The following is a 21,196-nucleotide window of genomic DNA, read 5'->3' on the forward strand; positions in this document are numbered from 1 at the left end:
GGAGATCAGGCGATGTATTTGAAGGCGATACCTGTCATTGCACTGCTTTTCGGCACTGCTGCGCCAGCTTTTTCGCAGTATGTCGATGAGAACGGCCGCTTCCGGCACGCGGGCGACGATGGGCTGGCCAAGGTCCAGTCCAGCCTGACCATGACCCTTCCGGTCAAGGACGAAGAGGATGTCGCCACACAGCAGCAAACCGCGCTGCGTTCGTTCTACAAGGTCGCTGCCGCCAGTTGCGCCATGGTGCTCGATACCGTCGCCGACACGTGCGAGGTAACCAGCGTGACCACGAACGTCAACGCCAGGGATCGCAGCATGGGAGGCGCTGCGGGATCGCAGATGACGGTGACCGGGCAGATCGCCATGAAGGTCAAGTTCAAGGCCAGTATTGGCAAAGCGGCGCAGTGAACGGCCATTGCGGTGCGAGACGCGCCAAACGCCTCTTGCCTTCAGGGTCTTTCCACCAAGTCTTCTAGGAATTTGGTGGGTGCGCACAGGATTGAACTGTGGACCCGCTGATTAAGAGTCAGCTGCTCTACCAACTGAGCTACGCACCCACTCGGCCGGCAAAAACCGGCGTTGGCGGGCATATAGCCGCCGATACCGGTCCTGTCCAGCCCTGCTGGAATCATTTCCCGACAAATCGACCGGGGCTCTCTCCAATCAGGCGAAAAGCTTGCCTTCCGCCACCTTGATCGCATGCCCGCCAATGCGCGCGGACGCCAGTTTTCCGCCTTGCACGGTCAGTTCGAGGCGGATGCGCGACGGCCGGCCCATCTCCAGTCCCTGTTCGATCCATAGCTGCGAAACCCCGTCCGTCGGACCGTCGAAATGCATGATGGCGCCGGCGAAGGCCGCCGCTGCCGAACCGGTCGCCGGGTCCTCATAGGAAGGCGTGCCGGGAACGATCATGCGGACATGGAAAGCGCTTTCGTGATTCACCGTCTCGCGGCAATAGACGTACGGGCTGGCGAAGGCCCATTCGCTCTTGCGCGGCGCCAGTTCCGACCATGCCTGGTTGTCCAGCCGGATGCGGCCCGCCGCTTCGAGATTGGCGACAGGAATGGTCACATAGGGCACGCCGGCCGACCAGAAGGCGATGCGGTGATTCTCGAAGCCGATCTCGTGCGGCGCCAGGCCAAGGGCGGCGCCGATCGCCTCCGGATCGGTCTCCAGCTTCAGCGGCTCCGGCAATTTTGCCAGGTCGAACTCGGCGAAGGTGGCGCCATCATGCGTGCTGACCGCGCAACGCACCGGGCCGATGTTCTCTTCAAGCACGAAGATGCCGGCGCCGCCCTCGCCCGCCAGTTCGGCCAACGCGATGGCCGAGCCCACCGTCGGATGGCCGGCGAATGGCATTTCATAATCGGGCGTGAAGATGCGGATGCGGTTGCGGTGCTTGGGATTGTCCGGCGGCAACACGAAAACCGATTCGGACAGGTTGAACTCGCGCGCGATGGCCTGCATCGCGGTCGTGTCCAGACCTTTGCAATCCAACACCACCGCCAGCGGGTTGCCAGCCAGTCGCTCGGTCGTAAACACATCGTAAAGCAAGTAATTCCGGGTTTGCATCCCTGCCTCAATCCCAACATGGGCGAAATTTAATTTGATATTCGAACCGGTAAGCCTGATCTGTGCACAGACAGGGACATTACGCATCATAGGGGTCCGACGTGGACCAGATTGTCAATCTGCCAAAGACGGAATCGGATTCCGCCATCGAGACGGCGCTTGGGCTCGACCAGACCGGTCGGCGCAGGACGCGCCGGCGTGGCTGGCTCTATGCGTTGCTGACCCTCATCGTGCTTGCCGCCGGCCTTGGCCTCTATCAATGGTATGCGGGCACGCCGACCAGGATTGACTACACCACGGTGCCGGCCGCCAAGGCCGACCTCACCGTCCAGGTGTCGGCGACAGGCACGCTGCAGCCGCTCACCCAGGTCGACATATCAAGCCAGCTCTCAGGCATCATACGCTCGGTCGCGGTCAACGAGAACCAGCAGGTGAAGAAGGGCGACGTGCTGGCGGCCCTCGACACCGCCAAGCTGCAGGTCCAGATCGAACGCGCCGAAGCGTCCGCCAAGGGAGCGGCCGCCAATGTGGAGGACGCCAGGGTGACGCTCGCCGAGAACGAGAGCGCGCTTGTCCGCGCCGCGGCCCTGACCAAGCGTGGCATGGCAACCGACCAGTCGCTCGAGGCGGCGACCGCGACGCGCGACCGTTCCAAGGCGGCGCTCGATAGCGCCGAGGCCAATCTCGCCATCGCCAATGCCGATCTCAAGTCGCAGCAGACCGACCTTGCCAACAGCACCATCTACGCGCCGATCGACGGCATCGTGCTGACGCGTTCGGTCGACCCCGGCCAGACGGTCGCTTCCTCGCTGCAGGCGCCGGTGCTGTTCATCATCGCCGCCGATTTGAGGAACATGGAACTGGTGGCGGCGGTCGACGAAGCCGATATCGGCGCGGTCAAGTCGGGCCAGCATGCCCGTTTCACCGTCGACGCTTTCCCGGAGCGGCCGTTCGATGCCAAAATCCGCGACATCTCCTATGCCTCGGTCACGACGGACGGCGTCGTCACCTACAATGCGCGGCTCGAAGTCGACAACAACGAGTTGCTGCTGCGGCCCGGCATGACCGCCACCGTTTCTGTGGTCACGAGGGAAGCCAAGGGCGTGCTCACCGTGCCCTCGTCCGCTTTCCGCTATCGCCCGGCGCAGCAAGCGGCGCGCGGCTGGAGCCTGAGCGACCTGTTCACCGGCCGCATGGGCCGCGGCAATCGCCAGCGCCCGGTGGCGAAGGCCCCGACCGATGGTTCCCGCACGCTCTATGTGCTGGAGAACGGCCGCCCGCATCCGGTCAACGTCAAGATCGGTTCGACCGATGGCGAACTGACCGAGATCACCTCCGGCCTGGAGGAAGGCGCGCAGATCATCACCGCTTCGCAGTCGCGGAGCTGAGGCAGTGGCCGCGGGCGCCCCCCTCATCACCTTCGACAAGGTCTGGAAGAGCTACGGCCAGGGCGAAGCCAAGGTGCATGCGCTGGCCGGAGTCGACCTTGCCATCCGGCGCGGTGAATTCGTCGCCATCATGGGCCCATCGGGCTCCGGCAAGTCGACGGCGATGAACATCATCGGTTGCCTCGACACGCCGACGGCCGGAACCTATTCCTTCATGGGCGTCGATGCCGGCCGGCTCGACCGCAACCGCCGCGCCATGCTGCGCAACCTTTATGTCGGCTTCGTCTTCCAGGGCTACAATCTCTTGGCCCGCACCACCGCGGCCGAAAATGTGGAACTGCCGCTGATCTATCGTGGTGTCGCCGCCCGCGAGCGCCGCGACCTTGCCATGCAGGCGCTGGCCGAGGTCGGCCTTGTCGGCCGCGAGCATCACACGCCGGCCGAACTCTCCGGCGGCCAGCAGCAGCGCGTGGCGATCGCACGCGCCATCGTCACCAGGCCGACGCTGCTCGTCGCCGACGAGCCGACCGGCAATCTCGACACCGCACGCACGCATGAGATCATGGAGCTGCTGACGCGTCTGAACAAAGAGCTTGGCCTGACCGTCACCATGGTCACCCACGAAGCCGATGTCGCCGAATATGCCGAGCGTACCATCCGCTTCCTCGACGGCCATGTCGCCTCCGACACCATGAATATGGAGGTGGCATGATCTGGGAAACCGTCCGCCTCTCGCTGCGCTCGATCCGCCGCAACGTGCTGCGCTCGTTCCTGACCTTGCTCGGCATCGTCATCGGCGTTGCCGCCGTCATTGCCATGCTGACCATCGGCTCCGGCACTACGCAAAAGGTCAAGTCCGACATTTCCAAGCTCGGCAGCAATCTTCTGGTCGTCCGAGCCGGGCGCCCGGCCGGCCCCGGCGGTCCGGGCGGGCTCGACCAGGCGGTGCGGCCGCTGGCGGAAAAGGATCTGGCGGCGCTGGTTGCGCATCTCACCGGTGCGCGCGCCATCTCGCCGGCGGCGCAGAAGCAGGTACGCGTCATCTTCGGCACCGAGAGCCTGACCTCTGGCGTCACCGGCACCGACAGCGCCTATCTCGACGCACGCGACTGGAAGCTGGTGTCCGGCCGACCGTTCAGCGATTCCGAAACCCGCTCCGGCACCGGTGTGTGCCTGATCGGCGAGACGGTGCGCCAGCAATTCTTCGGCGCCGGCGATCCCGAGGGCGAGATCATCCGCGTCAACCGCACCTCCTGCAGGATCGTTGGGCTGCTCGAGCCGAAAGGCTACACCGGCTTCGGCCAGGACCAGGACAATGTCGTGCTGATGCCCCTCGCCGCCTATCAACGCCGCATCGCCGGCAACCGCGACATCGACAACATCTACATCGCCGCCGACGACCGCACGCCGACCAGCGAATTGCAGCCGCGCGTCGAGGACATTTTGCGCGATGCGCGCCGCATCACGCCCGACCGCGAGAGCGATTTCGCCATCCGCGACATGACCCAGATCGCCGACGCCATGGCCAGCGCCACCACGACGATGACCGGCATGCTGGGCGCGGTCGCCGGTGTCAGCCTGCTGGTCGGCGGCATCGGCATCATGAACATCATGCTGGTGTCGGTCACCGAACGCACGCGCGAGATCGGCATCAGGCTCGCCATCGGCGCGCATGAAAAGCACATCCTCATCCAGTTCCTGGTCGAGGCGACCGTGCTGTCGCTGCTTGGCGGCATCATCGGCATCCTGATTGGGCTGGCGCTGGCCGGCCTTGCCTCGGTGACGCTGACCATACCTTTCGCGCCTAGCCCGGCCGTCATTCTGCTTGCCGTCGGCTTCTCCGCGCTGATCGGCATGGTGTTCGGCTTCTTCCCGGCGCTGCGCGGCGCCAGGCTCGATCCGATCGACGCCTTGCGTCACGAGTAAAAGGGCAAGCTGCGAGGGCGCCCGGCACTCCGGGCCGGTTTTACACAACCTTCGACGTTTCCGCCTTGCCCAACCCTGTCGTCACTGGGTTGGCGATGTTATGCCAAGGCATATCTGGTCGAGGAGCAGCAGATGAGCAAGAAGGCGCGCGTGATCCTGGTGATGATCATCATCGAGGCCGCCCTTGCAGGCATCTGGTGGTATCTCGCCCGCTACGGCATGACCAATCCCGATCGCGTCACCGCCGATTTCCAGGCGGTCGTTGGCCAGACGATGGGAATGGCCATGGGTGGGTTGCTGGGTATCGGCTTCATCCTGTTCTTCGTCGCCGCGCGCAACGACCGCAAGGCACTCACAAGCAAGACATCATAGGGCCTGGCCGCTCCACGACATGATCGCGGCACCGACGTACGGTTTCAGTGGCAGGCGGGGCTACGACGCGCTTTCCCACGGATTGACGGTGTTCAAGCCCGCGGCCGCGAATGGACCGGTGTCACGTGTGGCGACAGTGAGACCGTGTGCTACGGCCGTCGCCGCGATATAACCGTCGGCGTTGCCGATCGCCTTGCCTGCGGCACGCGCCTGTACCATGAGGTCGGCATAGGCGCGCGACGCGTCGAGGTCGAACGGCAGAATGCGGCCTCCAAACAACGGCAACGCGTTCTGCTCAAGACGATCATGCAGGGTCGTGCGGCGCTTGCCGGAAGGCATGGCCGCGATCCCGAAACGCAACTCAGCCACGGTGACGGCCGAAAGATATAGGGTTTCGACGGCCTGGGCGTCGATCCACGCGATGACGCGAGGATCGGGTGCAGGTCTCCATGGCTCAGACATGACGCAGGTGTCGATGAGGATCATTCGAACCGCACCGGCTCGCCCGGTGTTTTGTCGCGGAGCTGCTGCAAGGTATCGACATCCTCTTGCGACAATCCGGCCTCGCGGCCGATGGCGGCGAGCAGCGAGCCGAGCTTGACCCGATTGGCCGGCCGCACGGCCGTTTCCAGGATTTCACGCATCTCGGCTTCAGTGCTGCGGCCGTGATGCGCAGCCCGCACCTTCAAGGCGCGGAGCGTTTCCTCTGGCAAATTGCGGATCGTGACGGCGCTCATCGATATCATTCCAATCTGCAATGATGTCACTGCTATCAACATAGCAAATCTGCTATCAGATGCAACCAGTACGCATCGATATTAGTCTGCGCGCGCGAAATGCCACTCGATCAGCGGCTTCATGTGCGGCGACAGGCCGTCCGGCAGGTCGCCGGCATGGCGGATGATCACCGGCCCCTCGATCTCCGGGTCGGCTTCGGTGGCGACGAAGGCCGAGATTCGGCGCGCGATCTCATCGGCGGGCGCGTCGACGTGATAGCGGCGGAAGATGACGGTGCCGCTTGCCGTCGACAGAGCGTGCCAGCGCACACCACGCCTGGCATCCGACAGGTCGATACCGGTCTCCTCGCGCACCTCGCGCATCATGTTGAAATCGACATCGACGAGACCGTCGCGGAAATCGATCGGCTCGAACGAACCGGCGGCGAAATAGACCCAGCCGGCACTGACGGTCCGCGGTCCCATGCGGATCGCCACCAGAGCGTTGTCCCCGGCCACCAGCACGGCATGGGCATAGGCGTGTTCGGCGCCGGAATTCTCGCGCCGCTTCCGCCACAGCATGAAGGTCGAGTAATTGACCGCATGGCAGCGGCCGATAAGGCTGCGGTCGCGATAGGCAAGCTCGGAAAGCAGCACCACAATGCCGTCGAACAGCGCCGGATTGGCCTCGATCTCGCCCCGCCAGTTCTCGGCAATCACCGCGGCATTCTCCACCGCGAAGGGATGCGGGCCGGGATCGAGACGGACATCGATGGCATCGACCGGCAGGATGACATTGCGCGGAAGATCAAAACTCATGTCGGCTCAGGCCATGTCCAGCGTGATCGCCACCGGGCAATGGTCCGAGGCCTTTGGCCGGTCCCAGCCGGCGCGCGGGAAGCGCTCGACTTCCTGGCCCGCGGGAAAGATCGTGCGCCAGGGCTGGCCATTGCGGATGATGTCGGGAACTGCGGTGGCGTTCTTCGCCGCCAGCCCCTTCGACAGCAGGATATAGTCGAGCTGGCACAGATGCCGCTCTTGCGGCCCGCGTGTGTGATAGAAGGTCCAGCGGTTCATTTCCGGCCGCCGCTCGACCACATTTTCACAGAAGCCGCCCGCCGTCAGCACATTGATGCAGGATAGGTTCTCGTCGACCACCTCGAAACGGTAGCCGTCGACTTCATCGCCGGCGATCTTCACCCGCTGGCGGTAATCGTTCATGTCGCCGCAGATCGCCCAGCGCTTGTCGGCCGCGTGCTCCGCCCCGAAACGCTCCTCGATGATGCGCCGCACGGCTTGCGCCTCCGCGATGCGCACCGGCATCGTCGCCTCGCGTCCGTCGAGCCCGTTGCGGGGAGAGCCCATGGACTTGAAGTGCACGAGATAGAGCGTCATCGGCGCGCCGCCCACCTTGATGTCGACCTCCAGGCAGTCGCGCCGGAAGATGCGTTCATTGGGCTGGTTGCCGAGGGCCGCCAGCTCGGGCGTATGCAATCCGAACTGCTCGTAGGTGACATAGGCGTGGCTGGTCATGCGCACGAATTCGATCGGCTGTCCCTGCGCGGTCTCGTTGCGCATCATCACCGCGACATCGATGCCGCGCGAATCATTGCCCGACGTGGTGTATTTCTGGCGGTAGCCCTGCCCCACCATCTTGAACAGATAGCCGTACTCGAAGGCCTTCAAGGCCTCGATGTTGTCGACCTCCTGCATGCAAATGATGTCGGCACGGGCGGCTGCAATCGCCAACGCCGTCAGCTGGCGCGTGTCGTCGGATTGCGCGATGGCGCGCGCCTGTTCCAGCATCTTGTATTCGGCCTCGCTCTGGATATCGAAGAGCGCCAACGTGCGATCCTCATTGAGCTGGTTGCGAAAGCCGGAAAAATCGAACCTGTTCATCAGGTTCTCGACATTGAAGGTGGCAAGGCGCAGCGACATGCGCTGACCTTTGCCTGCAAGAGCGGCGGAAAACAAGATCGCAGGACCACAAGCAGGGATCCCTTGGTCCCGGTGGCTTTCGCGCCATGGTTGACGGAACCTTTCCGTTCATCCGCCGTTCAGACGCAAAGGTCCACGGTAAGCCCATTCCCAGGGTAGGCGTGGGGCCTGTTCTCTTGGAGAAGTGCAATGAACGCGCTCTTTTCTTCCACTGTCAAATCCGGGCTGATAGCGCTCGGTATTGTCTCCGGCATCACGGCGCCATCCGCTGCCGCGCCGATTCTGCAGCCGGATGTGTCGATCCCGGCCAGCACCGCCGCGCCGACGGTCATCCCGGTCCGCGAGGGCTGGGCTGGCGGAAACAACGGCGGCGATTGGAGATGGCGCCGGTCAGGCAATTGGAACGGCCGCCACTGGAATGGCGGAGGCAACTGGAGCGGCCGCCACTGGAACGGTGGCGGCAACTGGAACCGCGGCGACAACTGGCGCTGGCGCCATGGCCGTCATTATTATCGTGGCGGACGCTACTACGATGATGGCGCTGCGGCGGTCCTCGGTCTCGGCCTGGGGCTCGGCCTCGGCAGCATGTACAACAACTACAACAACTACGATTACTATGCGCCGGCGCCGCGCCGCTATTATCGCGCCGGCCGGTTGTCGAACGCGCATGTGCAATGGTGCTATAACCGCTACCGCTCGTATCGCGCCTACGACAACACGTTCCAACCCTATAACGGCCCGCGCCAGCAGTGCTGGTCGCCCTATAGTTGAGCTGCCTGCGGCTGATACCAGAAATGAAAACGGCGCCACGTGGCGCCGTTTTCGTTATTGATCGCGAAGCGTGGTTCGCTCAGTTCTTGGCCTTGTCGACCAGCTTGTTCTTGGAAATCCATGGCATCATGGCGCGCAGCTTGGCGCCGACTTCCTCGATCTGGTGGCTGTCGTTGTTGCGGCGGATGCCCTTGAAGCGCGACATGCCGGCGCGGTATTCCTGCATCCATTCCGAGGTGAACTTTCCGGTCTGGATGTCCTTCAGCACGCGCTTCATCTCGGCCTTGGTCTCGGCGGTGATGATGCGCGGACCCGAGACATATTCGCCCCACTCGGCGGTGTTCGAGATCGAGTAGTTCATGTTGGCGATGCCGCCTTCATAGATCAGGTCGACGATCAGCTTGACCTCGTGCAGGCACTCGAAATAGGCCATTTCGGGCGCGTAACCGGCTTCCACCAGCGTCTCGAAGCCGGCGCGGATCAGTTCGACCAGACCGCCGCACAGCACGACCTGCTCGCCGAACAGGTCGGTCTCGCATTCCTCGCGGAAATTGGTCTCGATGATGCCCGAACGGCCGCCGCCGACGCCGCAGGCGTAGGAGAGCGCGAGATCGAGCGCGTTGCCCGAGGCGTCCTGGTTGACGGCGACCAGGCACGGCACGCCGCCGCCCTTCTGGTATTCGCCGCGCACCGTGTGGCCCGGGCCCTTTGGCGCGATCATGACGACGTCGACGGTCGACTTCGGCTCGATGAGGCCGAAATGCACGTTGAGACCGTGCGCGAAGGCGATCGCGGCACCGTCGCGGATGTTCGGCGCGATTTCGTTCTTGTAGATGTCGGCCTGCAATTCGTCGGGCGTCGCCATCATCATCAGATCGGCCCATTTGGCGGCGTCGGCGACGCTCATCACCTTGAGCCCGTCGGCCTCGACCTTCTTGGCGGTCGCCGAGCCGGCCTTGAGACCGATCGCGATCTCCTTGGCGCCGGAATCCTTGAGGTTGAGCGCATGCGCCCTGCCCTGGCTGCCATAGCCGATGATGGCGACCTTCTTGCCCTTGATCAGGTTCAGATCGGCATCACGATCGTAATAGACACGCATTTTACTTCCTTCCCGTTTTTGAAGATCAGAGGCCCTGAGGCCCGTTTTTTGCTCCGAAAAGAGCGAGAAACTGCTGCGTCGCGCGGACGGCATCGCCGCCGATCGTCGCTTCAGTCAATTCCAGCCGGTCGCCGAGCAGCAGGCGGATCTGCACGTCCCGGCCAACCAGCCCGAAAAAGGTACGGAACGCCGTCTCGGCATCCGTAAATTCAAGGAGGCCGGTCTGCCGGCCGGCTTCCAGCACCGGCTTCAGCCGCTTGGCCAGCGCAAAGCGCCCATTCTCCAGCACGACGGCGCCGAGATTGTCCTTCCCCGAACCGGCATGGCCGACCGCCACCCTATTGAGGGCGATCGACGTATCGCTGGAGATCACCTTCAACCAGTCGGAGGCAAAGCGCTCCAGGCTCGCCGTAAGCGAGGCAAGGTCAAGCCCCTTGCCGTCGACCGAAGCCACCCGCACTTTCGAGGCCTGCCACTGCACGGTCGCCGTCAGCAGCCCGTCGCGATCGCCGAACCATTTGTAGAGTGTTTCCTTCGAGCAGCTCGCGCGACGCGCCACGGCGGTCATGGTCAGGTGATCGCCCTCCTCGACCAGCAGCCGCAAAGCCGCGTCCAGGACGGCCTGCTGCCGCTCCGTCAGCGCCTCGCTGTTGTCGATATCGGGCACGCTGTGCAACACGCTCTTCCCTCGGCAGGACAAGGCAGGGCGTGAATTCGACCTGCCGTACCGTACGTTACGGTTCGGCATATTGCGCAATCCGGTGAGCGGCGCAAGGGCAAAGAAGAAAAAATCCGCTGATGTCCGCGCAGCCGCGCAGTCCGCATGCTCAGTCCCCGGTAGGCGGATGACGCAGGCGGCCCAGCAGTGCCGAGACCATGCTCAGCTCATCCGGCGAGAGTTTGGCGCCAACCAATTCCTCGATCGACCTGCCATAGATCGCCCACATGCGGCGGCGCGTCTCCCGTCCCTTGGCCGTGACGCGGACGGTCTGGCCGCGGCCATCGTCGGCCACCGGCAGTTTCTCGACCAGCCCGTCGGCCTCGAGCCGAGCCAATAGCCGCGAGATGTTGTACTGCGCGAACAGGGTGCGTTCGATCAGTTGAAACGGCCGCAAGCCGCCCTCGCCCGCCTCGGCAAGCTCGTGCAGCACATCGTACCAGGCGAGCGGCGGCAGGCCGCCCTCCTTCAGCGCGTCTTCGGCCCGTTCCATCAGTTGGCGCGAAACCCGCATCAGGCGAGCCCAGGCCTTGATGGCTTCGGGCGAAGGCTTGGCTTTTTCGATCATGGCCCACCCTAGGCGATAGATGCAGATGCATCAAGCTTGACGCTCAATGCACATGCATCTACATAAATGCAATTGCATCGACATTGAAAGGCACATTCCTATGAAACCCGCCGACACCCTCGTTCTCGTCAGCCATCCGCTCTGCCCCTATGTCCAGCGCGCCGCGATCTCGTTGGCAGAAAAAGGCGTGCCCTTCGAGCGGATCGACATCGACCTTGCCGACAAACCGGACTGGTTCAAGGCAATCTCGCCGCTCGGCAAGGTGCCATTGCTGCGCGTACGGCAAAATGGCGACGAGACGACAATCTTCGAATCCGCGGTCATCCTCGAATTCCTCGAGGAAACGCAGGCCAATCCCCTCCATCCCGCCGACCCCTATGCACGCGCCCGGCACCGTGCCTGGATCGAGTATGGCTCAGCCATCCTCAACACCATCGGCCGGTTCTATTCAGCGCCGAGCGAGGCCGGCTTCCTCGCCGAAGCCAGCGCGCTATCGGCAATGTTCGACCGTGTTGAGGCTGAACTGCCGGGCGGCGCCGGGCGGAGCGGGCCATGGTTCGCTGGCAGCCGCTTTTCCCTCGTCGATGCCGTTTACGGTCCGGTCTTCCGCTACCTGGACGCGTTCGATCGGATCGGCGATTTCGGCATTCTTGACGGCAAGCCGCTTGTCCAGGCCTGGCGCAGTGCGTCGAGTGACCGTCCGTCGATCAGGCAGGCCGTGGCGCCGGACTATCCGCAGCGCCTGCATGCCTTCCTGCAGGCGAAGGGATCGTTTCTATCGAGCCTCATTCGGCAAGGCGATCCGGCCATAGAGCTTCGGCAAGCCCAGCCCGCCTGAACGGATCGATCACCGTGCCGGCGACCATGGAGGCCAGGAACCGCGGCGCCGGCGGGATCTTGGCGATCGTCGCCACCAGCCTGTCGCGGATGAAGGGCAGCGCCACCGAATCCGACTGGTAGAAGGGCGTGAACGCCAGCGACAGTGCCTGAAAGACCCTGACATGCCGGCGCCGCGCTCGCGCATAGACTTCCAGCGCTGTCTCCACGCCGTCCGCTCGCGCCAGCGCATAGCTAAGTGCCGCGGCGTCGAGTAGCGCCATGTTGGCGCCCTGGCCAAGCTGCGGGCTGGTCGAATGGGCGGCGTCGCCGATCACCGCCAGCCGCCGGCAAACCGGAAACTTCATCGTGTGATGGCCGTAGCGGGCCAGCGAGAGCTGGTCGAAACTGTCGATCTGGCTGGTGAACGCCTCGGCCTGCGGCCACAGCCGCACCACCCGCTCCTTCCAGGCATCGATGCCGAGGCTGCGGACTACATCGGCATCCGCCGGTTTCAGGCTCCAGAAGAAGGCCGCCATCCTTTCGGCACCCGGTTCCGGCCGGCCGATCGGCAGCACGCCGATCATCACGCTGGCCTTGTCGTAGCGCTGCAAGAGCGCGTGCTCGTCAAAGCCCTCGCCGCGCCAGCCGAGCGATGCCCAGAACGCGCCATAGGTGAGTGGCCGTGGCGCTTCGGCACTACCGGCGCACCGCCGCAGCTTCGAGCGCGCGCCGCTGGCGTCGACAATTAGATCGAACGGCCCTTCCCTTCGGCCATGACCTCGGATCAGCGTGACCCGCTCGCCGGTCTCCAGGGCCTCGATTTCGACGCCGGTCTCGATGGGGATCGCCTCGCGCCGGGCAGCGCGAAAGAGTACGCCGAACAGGGCGGCCCTGTGTACCGCCAGGCCGAAACGGTTGCCGCGCTGGGCATCGTAGCGGACATCGAGCACGGTGCGGCCGCTCGACGCATCGACCCCATGCAGTCGATCGATCCTGCTGCCTAGCGCCATTATATCGTCGAGCAGGCCGAGATCGGCGAGGACCGTCAGCCCAGTCGGCTGCAGGATCAGCCCGGAGCCGACCGGCCTCGGTTCCTCGAAGCGCTCGAAGATGGTGACGCAGTGGCCGGCGCGCTTGAGATAAAGCGCCGCGGCGAGCCCGGCCGGACCAGCGCCGGCGATTGCGATATCGTAGGAAATGCCGCTGCCCCCAAGCCGAAGTGGCCGGGACAATCCTTCAGCCGCCGGATGAAATCAAGTCGCGACGCCGGGCGCTACCCGGTGGGTCAAGCCTGCGTCGAATCGAAGGCAGTGCGCGCGCCACGCACTGCGTCATGGTTGTTTTCGGCCCACTGCAGCAGACACTGCAAAGCGTCGAACATCGATCGCCCAAGGTCGGTCAGGCTGTATTCGACGCTGGGCGGCTTGGTCGGAAACACCTCGCGGCGCACATAGCCGTCGCGCTGCAGATCGTAGAGCGTCTGGGTCAACATGCGCTGCGAGATATCGGGAACCAGCCGCCGCAGCTCGCCGAAGCGATAAGGCTGCTCGGCCAGCGCCGCCGTCAGCAGCGAACTCCATTTGCCATTGAGTCCCTGGATGACATCGCGGACCGGGCAATCGGCAATGTTTCCGCCGTCGGTCATCGCTTTGTAGACTTCGAGTTTGGATTTCAGATTGACGGTCCGGCTGTCCATGGCTGGTTCCCTGCGTGTGCCTACCTCCCCAAAAACTGCCTTCTTTACGGCACCGGGTCAATTCCTATTTTAGTGCTGGTCTCTTTTTGAGACCACCACCCGAACCGCCCTTCCGGCGCAATGTCAGGATCCCCCATGACCGCAACTCTTCTCGTCACCGGCGCGTCCGGCCAGCTCGGCCGCAGCGTCATCAACCATCTGCTGGACACGTTCGAGGTGCCGGCGGCCCGCATCATCGCCACGACCCGCACGCCCGCCAATCTTGCCGACCTGTCGGCGCGCGGCGTCACCGTTCGCGAGGCTGATTTCGACGATCGGGCCTCGCTTGCCCAAGCCTTCGCGGGCGCCGACCGGGCGCTCATCATTTCGACCAACGAGCTGGCGATCCAGGGAAAGCGGCGCGAGCAGCAGCTTGCCGCCGTCGCGGCGGCCAGGCAGGCTGGCGTCGGCCACCTGCTCTACACCTCGTTGCCCAACACCGAACCCGGTTCCGCCGTGCTCTTTGCCCCCGATCACTACGACACCGAGCAGGCGATCAAGGCCAGCGGCATTCCCTACACGATCTTCCGCAACGGCTGGTACGACGAGAACCTGTTCATGGCGATGCCGCAAATCCTCGCATCGGGCCAATGGTATACGTCGGCGGCCGACGGCGCGATTTCCTATGGCGCGCGTGACGACCTCGCCGCGGCCATAGCCGCGGGGCTGGCTTCGGATAACACCGAAAGCACGACTTACACGCTGACTGGCCCCAAGGCCTATACATCAGCCGAAGTCGCCGTGCTCGTCACCGAAGTCACAGGCAAGCCGATCCAGGTCGTCCAGCTCTCCGATGAAGCGCTGACCGAAGGCATGAAGGCAGCCGGGCTTCCCGAGCCGATCGCCAGGCTCCTGGTGTCCTTCGACGCCGCCACGCGCGCCGGCGACCTTGGCATGGTAACGGATTCGGTCGAGACACTTTCCGGTCGGAAATCGGTACCGCTGAAGCAGTTCCTCGAGGCCAACAAGGCCGCCTTGGCGGGTTGATGTCAGCGCGGCGGGAAGTCTTTCTCCCGCCGCGCTATTTCGGGGTCTTGACCAGCCCGAGCCGGACCAGGCTTTCGGCGGTGGCGGCCAGCGCGTCCTCGCGCGAGCGCGGCGCCCAGCCGAGCATGCGCACCGCCTTGGCGTTGGTGGCGTTCTTGACCTTGCCGAGTTCCGTCACGAGTTGCGCGGCTTCCGCGTTGAACAGCCCCACCACCCGCACCAACCAATCGGGAAGCTCCCGGGTCGTGACCCGCGAGGCGGCCGCGCCGAGCCGCGTTTTCACCGTCTGGGCGATCTCCCGCACGGTCATGAAATCGCCAGCAACGGCCAGGAAGCGCTCGCCACTGGCGGCGGGATTGGTCATTGCGCGCACATGCAGGTCCGCCACGTCGCGCGCGTCGACCACGCCGAACGACAGGCGCGGCAACCCAGGCATCGCACCGTTCATCATGCGCTGAACAAATTCGGTGGAGGTCGAATGGTCGGACCCGAGCACCGGTCCGAAAATGCCGACCGGATTGACGACGGCCAACTCCAGCTTGCCACCCTCGGCGGCGATGAAATCCCAAGCCGCGCGCTCAGCGAGCGTCTTCGATTTCACATAGGCGCTGACCTTGGCCGTCGGATCGGTCCAACTCTCCTCGGTGAAAGGCCGGCCGCCGGGCGGCATCTTGCCATAGCCGATGGCGGCGAAGGACGAGGTCAGCACGACGCGTTTGACGCCAGCGTCTCGCGCCGCCCTGAGCACGCGCAACGCGCCTTCGCGAGCCGGGATGATTAGGTCGTCCTCATGCTTCGGCGCGCCGGGCGGAAATGGTGACGCGACATGCAGGACATAGTCGCAGCCGGCGACAGCGTCGGGCCAGCCGGCATCGCTCATGAGGTCGGCGATGGCAAAGGAAAGCCTGTCGCCCGGCTCGCCGCCGCCGGCCTCGAGCATGGCGATAACGTCGGCTTCACGCCTGGCGGAGCGCACCGTCGTGCGCACGCGATAGCCCGCCTTCAACAGGGCAAGAATACAGTGCGCGCCGAGGAAACCCGATCCGCCGGTGACAAGCACCAATTCGCCGCCCATGGCCACCTCTCCGTCAGGCCGAGGCGATCGACCTCGTCAGATCGCCACCTGCGTGCCGATTTCTACCACACGCCCGGTCGGGATCTGGAAATATTCGGTCGCGTCGGCCGCCGTGCGCGCCAGGCCGATGAACAGCCTGTCCTGCCACACCGGCATGCCTGAATTGGGCGAGGCTTTCAGCGACCGCCGCGACAGGAAGAACGACGTCGTCATGATGTCGAATTTCCAGCCCTGCTTGCGGCAGATCGCCAGCGCGCGCGGGATGTTGGGCTGTTCCATGTAGCCGAAGGTCAGCGTCACCCGCATGAACAACTCGTTGACCGTCTCCATCTTGACGCGTTCGCTGTCGGGCACGACCGGCTGCGGCGCGGTCACCACCGAAAGGATGACGTTCTGCTCGTGCAGCACCTTGTAGTGCTTGAGGCTGTGCATCAGGGCGGTCGGCGCGCTCAAGGGATCGCTGGTCAGGAACACCGCGGTGCCGGACACCAGCTGCGGCTTCTTCTTCAGCAGATTGCCGGCGAGGAAATCGAGCGGGATTTCGTTGCGGCGGGTCTTGTCGAAGAGATAGCGGCTGCCACGCACCCAGGTCCACATGCCCAGCACGATGGTGAAGGCCACCACCAGCGACGCCCAGCCGCCTTCGAACACCTTGACGATGTTGGAGGCGAAGAAGCCGATATCGATGAAAGCGAACAGCACGGTCAGCGGGACCGCCACCGACAGCTTCCACTTCCAGATACGGGTCATAACCACATAAAGCAGCACCGTCGTCACCAGCATGTTGCCGGTCACCGAGATGCCGTAGGCGGAGGCCAGCTTGCTGGACTCGCCGAAGCCGACCACCAGCATCATCACCACCAGCGCCAGCAGCAGGTTGACGCGCGGCATGTAGATCTGGCCGGACTGCTTTTCCGACGTGTGCAGGATTTGGAGCCTGGGCAGCATGTTGAGCTGCACCGCCTGGCGGGTCAGCGAAAAAGCCCCTGAAATGACCGCCTGGCTGGCGATGACGGTCGCCGCCGTCGCCAGCACCACCATCGGGATCAGTGCCCAACCCTCGTTCATTTCGAAGAACGGATGGCCGACCACGCCGTTCTTCGCCAGCACGAAGGCGCCCTGCCCGGCATAATTCAACAGCAGGCAGGGGAACACGATCGAGAGCCAGGCGAGCACGATGGGTTTGCGGCCGAAATGGCCGAGATCGGCGTAAAGCGCTTCCGCGCCGGTGACGGCAAGGAAGATGGCGCCGATGGTGACGAAAGCCACATCGGGCGAATGGATCAGGAAAGCGACGATATAGTGCGGGCTGACCGCCCACAGGATCTCCGGATCGGCGATGATGTGCTTGAGACCGGAAAGGCCGATGGCCAGGAACCAGATCGCGGTGACCGGGCCGAAGACCAGCCCAACGCCACCGGTGCCGAAACGCTGAACCGCGAACACCATGGCGAGGATGACCAGCGTCAGTGGCACGACGTAAGGTTGGAAGGTGGGGGTGACGACATTCATGCCCTCGACCGCCGACAGCACCGAAATCGCCGGCGTGATGACGGCGTCGCCGAAAAACAGCGAGGCGCCGACGATGCCGATGCCGAGCATCAGCGCCGAACGCTTTGGAAAACTGCCGCGCGCCAGCGCCATCAGCGACAGCACGCCGCCCTCGCCGCGATTGTCGGCACGCAGCACGAACATGATGTATTTGATGGTGACGATGATCGTCAGCGACCAGATGATCAGCGACAAAACGCCAAGAATGTCGCCACGGTCGGCAACTTGCCCGCCCGACGACGCGACCAGCGCCTCGCGAAACGCATAGATCGGGCTGGTGCCGATATCGCCATAGACCACGCCGAGCGCGCCCAGCATCAACACCTTGGTGCTGTGCTGTTCGATTTCGGGATGGCTCGATTGGTCGACGGGTTCTGCCTCATTACCAGCACTGGCAAGGGCCATGTACGACACTCCGATAAACGCGCGGTGCTCTACGCTTGCTGCACTGCAATATCAAGTGCCGTAACGTTATGGCACTCATGTTGGCAGCGCGCGGCTTCTTGTGGGCGACTTCGAGCGAATGCCGGTCAATGCGGCATTCGCGGGCTCATGTCCGGACCCATGGCAAAACCTGCGGGCCGGCGAGCACGTCTGTTAAATGGCGACCTGCGTGCCGATTTCAACGACGCGGCCGGTCGGGATCTGGAAATACTCCGTCGCGTCGGCCGCCGAGCGCGCCAGTCCGATGAACAGCCGGTCCTGCCACACCGGCATGCCTGAATTGGGCGAGGCTTTCAGCGACCGCCGCGACAGGAAGAACGACGTCGTCATGATGTCGAATTTCCAGCCCTGCTTGCGGCAGATCGCCAGCGCGCGCGGGATGTTGGGCTGTTCCATGTAGCCGAAGGTCAGCGTCACCCGCATGAACAACTCGTTGACCGTCTCCATCTTGACGCGTTCGCTGTCGGGCACGACGGGCTGCGGCGCGGTCACCACCGAAAGGATGACGTTCTGCTCGTGCAGCACCTTGTAGTGCTTGAGGCTGTGCATCAGGGCGGTCGGCGCGCTCAAGGGATCGCTGGTCAGGAACACCGCGGTGCCGGACACCAGCTGCGGCTTCTTCTTCAGCAGATTGCCGGCGAGGAAATCGAGCGGGATTTCGTTGCGGCGGGTCTTGTCGAAGAGATAGCGGGTGCCGCGTATCCACGTCCACATGATCAGTCCCATCAGGCAGGCAACGGTGATCGAGACCCAGCCGCCTTCCACGATCTTCACGACATTGGCCAGGAAGAAGCCGCTGTCGATGACGCCGAACAGCAAGGTCAGCGCCAGGGCGAGCGCCAGCTTCCATTTCCACATCTTGCGCATCACCACGAACAGCAGGATCGTCGTCATCAGCATTTCGCCGGTCACCGAGATGCCGTAGGCGGACGCCAGCGAACTCGAACTGCCGAAACCGACCACCAGCAGCATCACACCCATTGCTATGAGCAGGTTGACGCGCGGCATGTAGATCTGCCCGGACTGCATTTCCGAGGTATGCTGCACCTCGATGCGCGGCAGAAGATTGAGCTGCACCGCCTGGCGGGTCAGCGAAAAAGCTCCTGAAATGACCGCCTGGCTGGCAATGACCGTCGCGGCCGTTGCAAGTCCCACCATCGGCATCAGTGCCCAGTCAGGCAGCATCTGGAAGAACGGATTGGTCGGTTTTCCGTCATTGGCGAGCACAAAGGCGCCCTGCCCGAAATAGTTGAGCAGCAGGCAGGGGAAAACCACGGAAAACCATGCCAGCACGATCGGCTTGCGTCCGAAATGGCCGAGATCGACATAAAGCGCCTCAGCCCCGGTTACCGCCAGGAACACGGCGCCGACGGTGACAAAGGCGGCGGTCGGTGTGCTGGCCAGATAAATGACCGCGTAATAGGGATTGATGGCAAGCAGGATCGATGGATCGTCCATCAAGTGATAGATGCCGGCAACGCCGATGGCCAGGAACCACAGCGCCGTCACCGGCCCGAACACCGCCGCCACCTTTCCCGTGCCGAAGCGTTGCACGGAGAACAGGATGGCAAGGATGACCAGCGTGATCGGCACGACATAGGCGTCGAGCGTTGGGGTGACCACGGTGAGGCCTTCGACCGCCGACAGCACCGAGATGGCCGGCGTTATGATCGAATCGCCGAAAAACAGCGCCGCGCCGCAAAGACCGATCACCAGAATCAGTCGAGCGCCTTTGGGATAGGCGCTGCGTGCCAATGACATCAGCGACAGCGTGCCGCCTTCGCCCTTGTTGTCGGCACGAAGCACGAAGGCAACGTATTTGACGGTCACGATGATCGTCAGCGCCCAAACGATCAGCGACAGCACGCCAAGCACGTGAACGCGCGTATCGATGCCGGGCGAAGCGTGAAGCGCCTCGCGAAAGGCGTAGATCGGACTTGTGCCTATGTCGCCATAGACAACGCCGAGTGCGCCCAGCATGAGAACCTTGGTGCTGTGCTGCTCGACCCCGGCATGGCTCGATTGCTCGACGGTTTCAGCTTCGCTCCCGCTATTGGCAAGGGCCATCGACCACTCTCCGATAAGCGCGCGGTGCTTTATGCATGCTGCGATACGATATCAAATGCACGCGATGGCTGCCATACCAATACGAAGCATTGCCCCCTACCAACCGCAGGCCCTGAGGAACCGGCCCACTGTGCCGGCCATGCCATACTCCAACGCGTCGGCTGTCAACCCATGTCCGATCGACACTTCGGCCAATGCCGGAATGCGCCTGGCCAGCGCGGGCAGATTGGCCACCGTCAGATCGTGCCCGGCATTGACCTGGAGACCGGCGGCAAATGCCGCGTCAGCGGTTTTTCCCAATCTTTCCAGTTCTTTGGCCGCCTTACCTGAATCGGAATGGTAGCTGCCATAAGGACCGGTATAGAGTTCGATACGATCGGCGCCCGTGTCGCGCGCGGCCGCCATGCCGGCGGGGTCGGCATCGGAAAACAGCGAGACCCTGAAACCACCCTTCTTCAGGCGTCTGACGATCGGCGTCAGCAACGCCGCATCGGTGACGAAGTTCCAGCCATGGTCGGAGGTTGCCTGGGAGGGATCGTCGGGCACAAGCGTCACCTGTTCGGGCTGATGCTTCTCCACCAGCGCCAGGAAATCCTCGCTTGGGTAGCCCTCGATGTTGAATTCCGCCTGCGGGAACTCGTCGTCGATCAGCGCCCTGATCTCGGGCAGGTCGGAATGCCTTGTGTGACGTTCGTCGGGGCGCGGATGCACCGTCAGCCCATGCGCTCCGGCGGCAAGGGCGAGGCGTCCGACAGCGATCACATTGGGCCACGGCAGGTCGCGCCGGTTGCGCAGCATGGCGATGGCGTTGAGGTTGACGGAAAGCTTGGCTGGCATGGTTTGGCGTCCGTGAAACAGGCGATCGAGGCGCGCCACGCTCATTCGTTCCGGCACGGCGCATTTGAGACGGCGCATCTATAGCGTCTTTGACGGGAACAGATAGGGCCTTTCCGGTGTTCCAGAAGACCAACATACTCCACGAAAGGGAGGCACCACCTTGAATTTCCTCCAATCCGTGCCGGCGATCCGCCGCATCGAGACCAGCCGCGACGACCTCTTTGCCATCGATGTGGTCGGCCATGTCTCGGCCGCCGATGCCGAAAACCTGTTCGGCCTGCTGGAGGCGGCCTATTTGCTCCATCAGAAAATCGACGTGGCCGTGCGCATAGTCGATCATGAGGGCGTCGACTGGGCCGACATCTCGGACGAGACCATCAAGAAGGGTGCCGTCCACGCATTGGAACATATTGGCCGTTGCGCGGCGATCGGCGCCCCTGACTGGACGCCGAATGCACGACACGCCTTGCCGGCTTCCTCGCCCGTCGAATTCAGGCATTTCAAGATCGAGGACGAAGCCGCTGCCTGGGAATGGCTCGGCGCGCGGCCGACGAGTGAGGAGGCGACCGCCGCTCCAGAAAGAGGATGAAACGGTTCTCCCGGCTACCCC

Annotated in this window: 23 protein-coding genes and 1 tRNA gene; 9 read left to right on the forward strand and 15 right to left on the reverse strand. The window is 63.7% G+C overall.

From position 1 onward, the window contains the following. Nucleotides 1-12: 12 nt before the first annotated feature. On the forward strand, nucleotides 13-411 hold the full coding sequence (locus tag FJ943_RS19980) for a hypothetical protein (RefSeq protein ID WP_140724070.1): 399 nt from the start codon (nucleotides 13-15) through the stop codon (nucleotides 409-411). A gap of 73 nt (nucleotides 412-484) precedes the next feature. On the opposite strand, the gene FJ943_RS19985 is transcribed toward FJ943_RS19980, so the two are convergent. Together FJ943_RS19985 and FJ943_RS19990 are read right to left on the reverse strand one after the other, a co-directional pair. Further along, nucleotides 485-560 (reverse strand) — tRNA-Lys (locus tag FJ943_RS19985). A gap of 106 nt (nucleotides 561-666) precedes the next feature. After that, nucleotides 667-1,575: a PhzF family phenazine biosynthesis protein gene (locus FJ943_RS19990; RefSeq protein WP_140724073.1), complete on the reverse strand. Its 909-nt coding sequence runs from the start codon at nucleotides 1,573-1,575 to the stop codon at nucleotides 667-669. 101 nt (nucleotides 1,576-1,676) lie between these two features. Here FJ943_RS19990 and FJ943_RS19995 point away from each other — a divergent pair, with 101 nt between their 5' ends. The 4 genes from FJ943_RS19995 (at nucleotide 1,677) to FJ943_RS20010 (ending at nucleotide 5,261) form a co-directional block, all read left to right on the forward strand. After that, nucleotides 1,677-2,963 (forward strand): efflux RND transporter periplasmic adaptor subunit, encoded by a 1,287-nt coding sequence (locus FJ943_RS19995; RefSeq protein ID WP_140660983.1) that lies wholly within the window; start codon nucleotides 1,677-1,679, stop codon nucleotides 2,961-2,963. 4 nt (nucleotides 2,964-2,967) lie between these two features. Further along, nucleotides 2,968-3,675 (forward strand): ABC transporter ATP-binding protein, encoded by a 708-nt coding sequence (locus tag FJ943_RS20000; protein ID WP_140714721.1) that lies wholly within the window; start codon nucleotides 2,968-2,970, stop codon nucleotides 3,673-3,675. Then, complete coding sequence (locus FJ943_RS20005; protein ID WP_140714719.1) at nucleotides 3,672-4,889, forward strand: ABC transporter permease; 1,218 nt, start codon at nucleotides 3,672-3,674, stop codon at nucleotides 4,887-4,889. Before FJ943_RS20000 ends, FJ943_RS20005 begins: the two co-directional genes overlap by 4 nt. A gap of 132 nt (nucleotides 4,890-5,021) precedes the next feature. After that, on the forward strand, nucleotides 5,022-5,261 hold the full coding sequence (locus FJ943_RS20010) for a hypothetical protein (protein WP_140615780.1): 240 nt from the start codon (nucleotides 5,022-5,024) through the stop codon (nucleotides 5,259-5,261). 60 nt (nucleotides 5,262-5,321) lie between these two features. Here the strand turns inward: FJ943_RS20010 and FJ943_RS20015 are convergent, their stop codons facing one another. The 4 genes from FJ943_RS20015 to FJ943_RS20030 all read right to left on the reverse strand — a co-directional run bounded on the left by FJ943_RS20015 (nucleotide 5,322) and on the right by FJ943_RS20030 (nucleotide 7,915). Further along, the gene (locus FJ943_RS20015) at nucleotides 5,322-5,747 is read right to left on the reverse strand and encodes a type II toxin-antitoxin system VapC family toxin (protein WP_140724075.1); all 426 of its coding nucleotides are present in this window, start codon (nucleotides 5,745-5,747) and stop codon (nucleotides 5,322-5,324) included. Next, on the reverse strand, nucleotides 5,744-5,998 hold the full coding sequence (locus tag FJ943_RS20020; protein WP_140615778.1) for a plasmid stabilization protein: 255 nt from the start codon (nucleotides 5,996-5,998) through the stop codon (nucleotides 5,744-5,746). The genes FJ943_RS20015 and FJ943_RS20020 overlap by 4 nt, the downstream gene beginning before the upstream one ends. Nucleotides 5,999-6,079: 81 nt before the next feature. Beyond that, the gene (locus tag FJ943_RS20025; RefSeq protein ID WP_140724078.1) at nucleotides 6,080-6,796 is read right to left on the reverse strand and encodes a hypothetical protein; all 717 of its coding nucleotides are present in this window, start codon (nucleotides 6,794-6,796) and stop codon (nucleotides 6,080-6,082) included. A 6-nt stretch (nucleotides 6,797-6,802) separates the two neighbouring features. After that, complete coding sequence (locus tag FJ943_RS20030; RefSeq protein WP_015317313.1) at nucleotides 6,803-7,915, reverse strand: endonuclease/exonuclease/phosphatase family protein; 1,113 nt, start codon at nucleotides 7,913-7,915, stop codon at nucleotides 6,803-6,805. 189 nt (nucleotides 7,916-8,104) lie between these two features. Between FJ943_RS20030 and FJ943_RS20035 the strand changes: the two genes are divergently transcribed. Beyond that, the gene (locus tag FJ943_RS20035; RefSeq protein ID WP_140724080.1) at nucleotides 8,105-8,686 is read left to right on the forward strand and encodes a BA14K family protein; all 582 of its coding nucleotides are present in this window, start codon (nucleotides 8,105-8,107) and stop codon (nucleotides 8,684-8,686) included. 79 nt (nucleotides 8,687-8,765) lie between these two features. On the opposite strand, the gene ilvC is transcribed toward FJ943_RS20035, so the two are convergent. The 3 genes from ilvC to FJ943_RS20050 form a co-directional block, all read right to left on the reverse strand. Further along, entirely contained in the window at nucleotides 8,766-9,785 is a 1,020-nt protein-coding gene (gene ilvC / locus FJ943_RS20040; RefSeq protein ID WP_013531065.1) for a ketol-acid reductoisomerase, read from the reverse strand. A 25-nt stretch (nucleotides 9,786-9,810) separates the two neighbouring features. After that, nucleotides 9,811-10,464 (reverse strand): TetR/AcrR family transcriptional regulator, encoded by a 654-nt coding sequence (locus tag FJ943_RS20045; protein WP_181174589.1) that lies wholly within the window; start codon nucleotides 10,462-10,464, stop codon nucleotides 9,811-9,813. Nucleotides 10,465-10,612: 148 nt separating this feature from the next. Beyond that, nucleotides 10,613-11,071 carry a MarR family winged helix-turn-helix transcriptional regulator gene (locus tag FJ943_RS20050; protein WP_140724086.1) on the reverse strand — a complete coding sequence of 153 codons (459 nt, stop codon included), beginning with the start codon at nucleotides 11,069-11,071 and terminating at the stop codon, nucleotides 10,613-10,615. 100 nt (nucleotides 11,072-11,171) lie between these two features. Here FJ943_RS20050 and FJ943_RS20055 point away from each other — a divergent pair, with 100 nt between their 5' ends. After that, nucleotides 11,172-11,909 (forward strand): glutathione S-transferase family protein, encoded by a 738-nt coding sequence (locus FJ943_RS20055; RefSeq protein ID WP_140724088.1) that lies wholly within the window; start codon nucleotides 11,172-11,174, stop codon nucleotides 11,907-11,909. Here FJ943_RS20055 and FJ943_RS20060 read toward each other — a convergent pair. Together FJ943_RS20060 and FJ943_RS20065 are read right to left on the reverse strand one after the other, a co-directional pair. Beyond that, complete coding sequence (locus FJ943_RS20060; protein ID WP_140724091.1) at nucleotides 11,857-13,122, reverse strand: NAD(P)/FAD-dependent oxidoreductase; 1,266 nt, start codon at nucleotides 13,120-13,122, stop codon at nucleotides 11,857-11,859. The two genes, FJ943_RS20055 and FJ943_RS20060, sit on opposite strands and share 53 nt — an antisense overlap. Before the next feature lie 53 nt (nucleotides 13,123-13,175). Next, nucleotides 13,176-13,586, reverse strand: a complete 411-nt coding sequence (locus tag FJ943_RS20065) for a helix-turn-helix domain-containing protein (RefSeq protein ID WP_140724094.1) — start codon at nucleotides 13,584-13,586, stop codon at nucleotides 13,176-13,178. Between the two features lie 135 nt (nucleotides 13,587-13,721). On the opposite strand from FJ943_RS20065, the gene FJ943_RS20070 reads away from it, so the two are divergent. Next, a complete protein-coding gene (locus FJ943_RS20070) occupies nucleotides 13,722-14,612 on the forward strand; it encodes an SDR family oxidoreductase (protein WP_140724097.1) in 891 nt (296 codons plus the stop codon). Between the two features lie 34 nt (nucleotides 14,613-14,646). On the opposite strand, the gene FJ943_RS20075 is transcribed toward FJ943_RS20070, so the two are convergent. The 4 genes from FJ943_RS20075 to FJ943_RS20090 all read right to left on the reverse strand — a co-directional run bounded on the left by FJ943_RS20075 (nucleotide 14,647) and on the right by FJ943_RS20090 (nucleotide 20,586). After that, nucleotides 14,647-15,687 (reverse strand): aldehyde reductase, encoded by a 1,041-nt coding sequence (locus tag FJ943_RS20075; protein WP_140724100.1) that lies wholly within the window; start codon nucleotides 15,685-15,687, stop codon nucleotides 14,647-14,649. A 36-nt stretch (nucleotides 15,688-15,723) separates the two neighbouring features. Further along, the gene (locus FJ943_RS20080) at nucleotides 15,724-17,643 is read right to left on the reverse strand and encodes a potassium transporter Kup (protein ID WP_015317304.1); all 1,920 of its coding nucleotides are present in this window, start codon (nucleotides 17,641-17,643) and stop codon (nucleotides 15,724-15,726) included. A gap of 192 nt (nucleotides 17,644-17,835) precedes the next feature. After that, the gene (locus FJ943_RS20085; RefSeq protein ID WP_015317303.1) at nucleotides 17,836-19,749 is read right to left on the reverse strand and encodes a potassium transporter Kup; all 1,914 of its coding nucleotides are present in this window, start codon (nucleotides 19,747-19,749) and stop codon (nucleotides 17,836-17,838) included. Nucleotides 19,750-19,845: 96 nt separating this feature from the next. Then, complete coding sequence (locus FJ943_RS20090) at nucleotides 19,846-20,586, reverse strand: pyridoxine 5'-phosphate synthase (protein WP_140724207.1); 741 nt, start codon at nucleotides 20,584-20,586, stop codon at nucleotides 19,846-19,848. 160 nt (nucleotides 20,587-20,746) lie between these two features. On the opposite strand from FJ943_RS20090, the gene FJ943_RS20095 reads away from it, so the two are divergent. Next, on the forward strand, nucleotides 20,747-21,175 hold the full coding sequence (locus FJ943_RS20095) for an STAS/SEC14 domain-containing protein (protein WP_015317301.1): 429 nt from the start codon (nucleotides 20,747-20,749) through the stop codon (nucleotides 21,173-21,175). Nucleotides 21,176-21,196: the final 21 nt, after the last annotated feature.

The sequence above is a fragment of the Mesorhizobium sp. B2-3-10 genome (assembly GCF_006442275.1).
In the GTDB taxonomy this organism is placed as follows: domain Bacteria; phylum Pseudomonadota; class Alphaproteobacteria; order Rhizobiales; family Rhizobiaceae; genus Mesorhizobium; species Mesorhizobium australicum.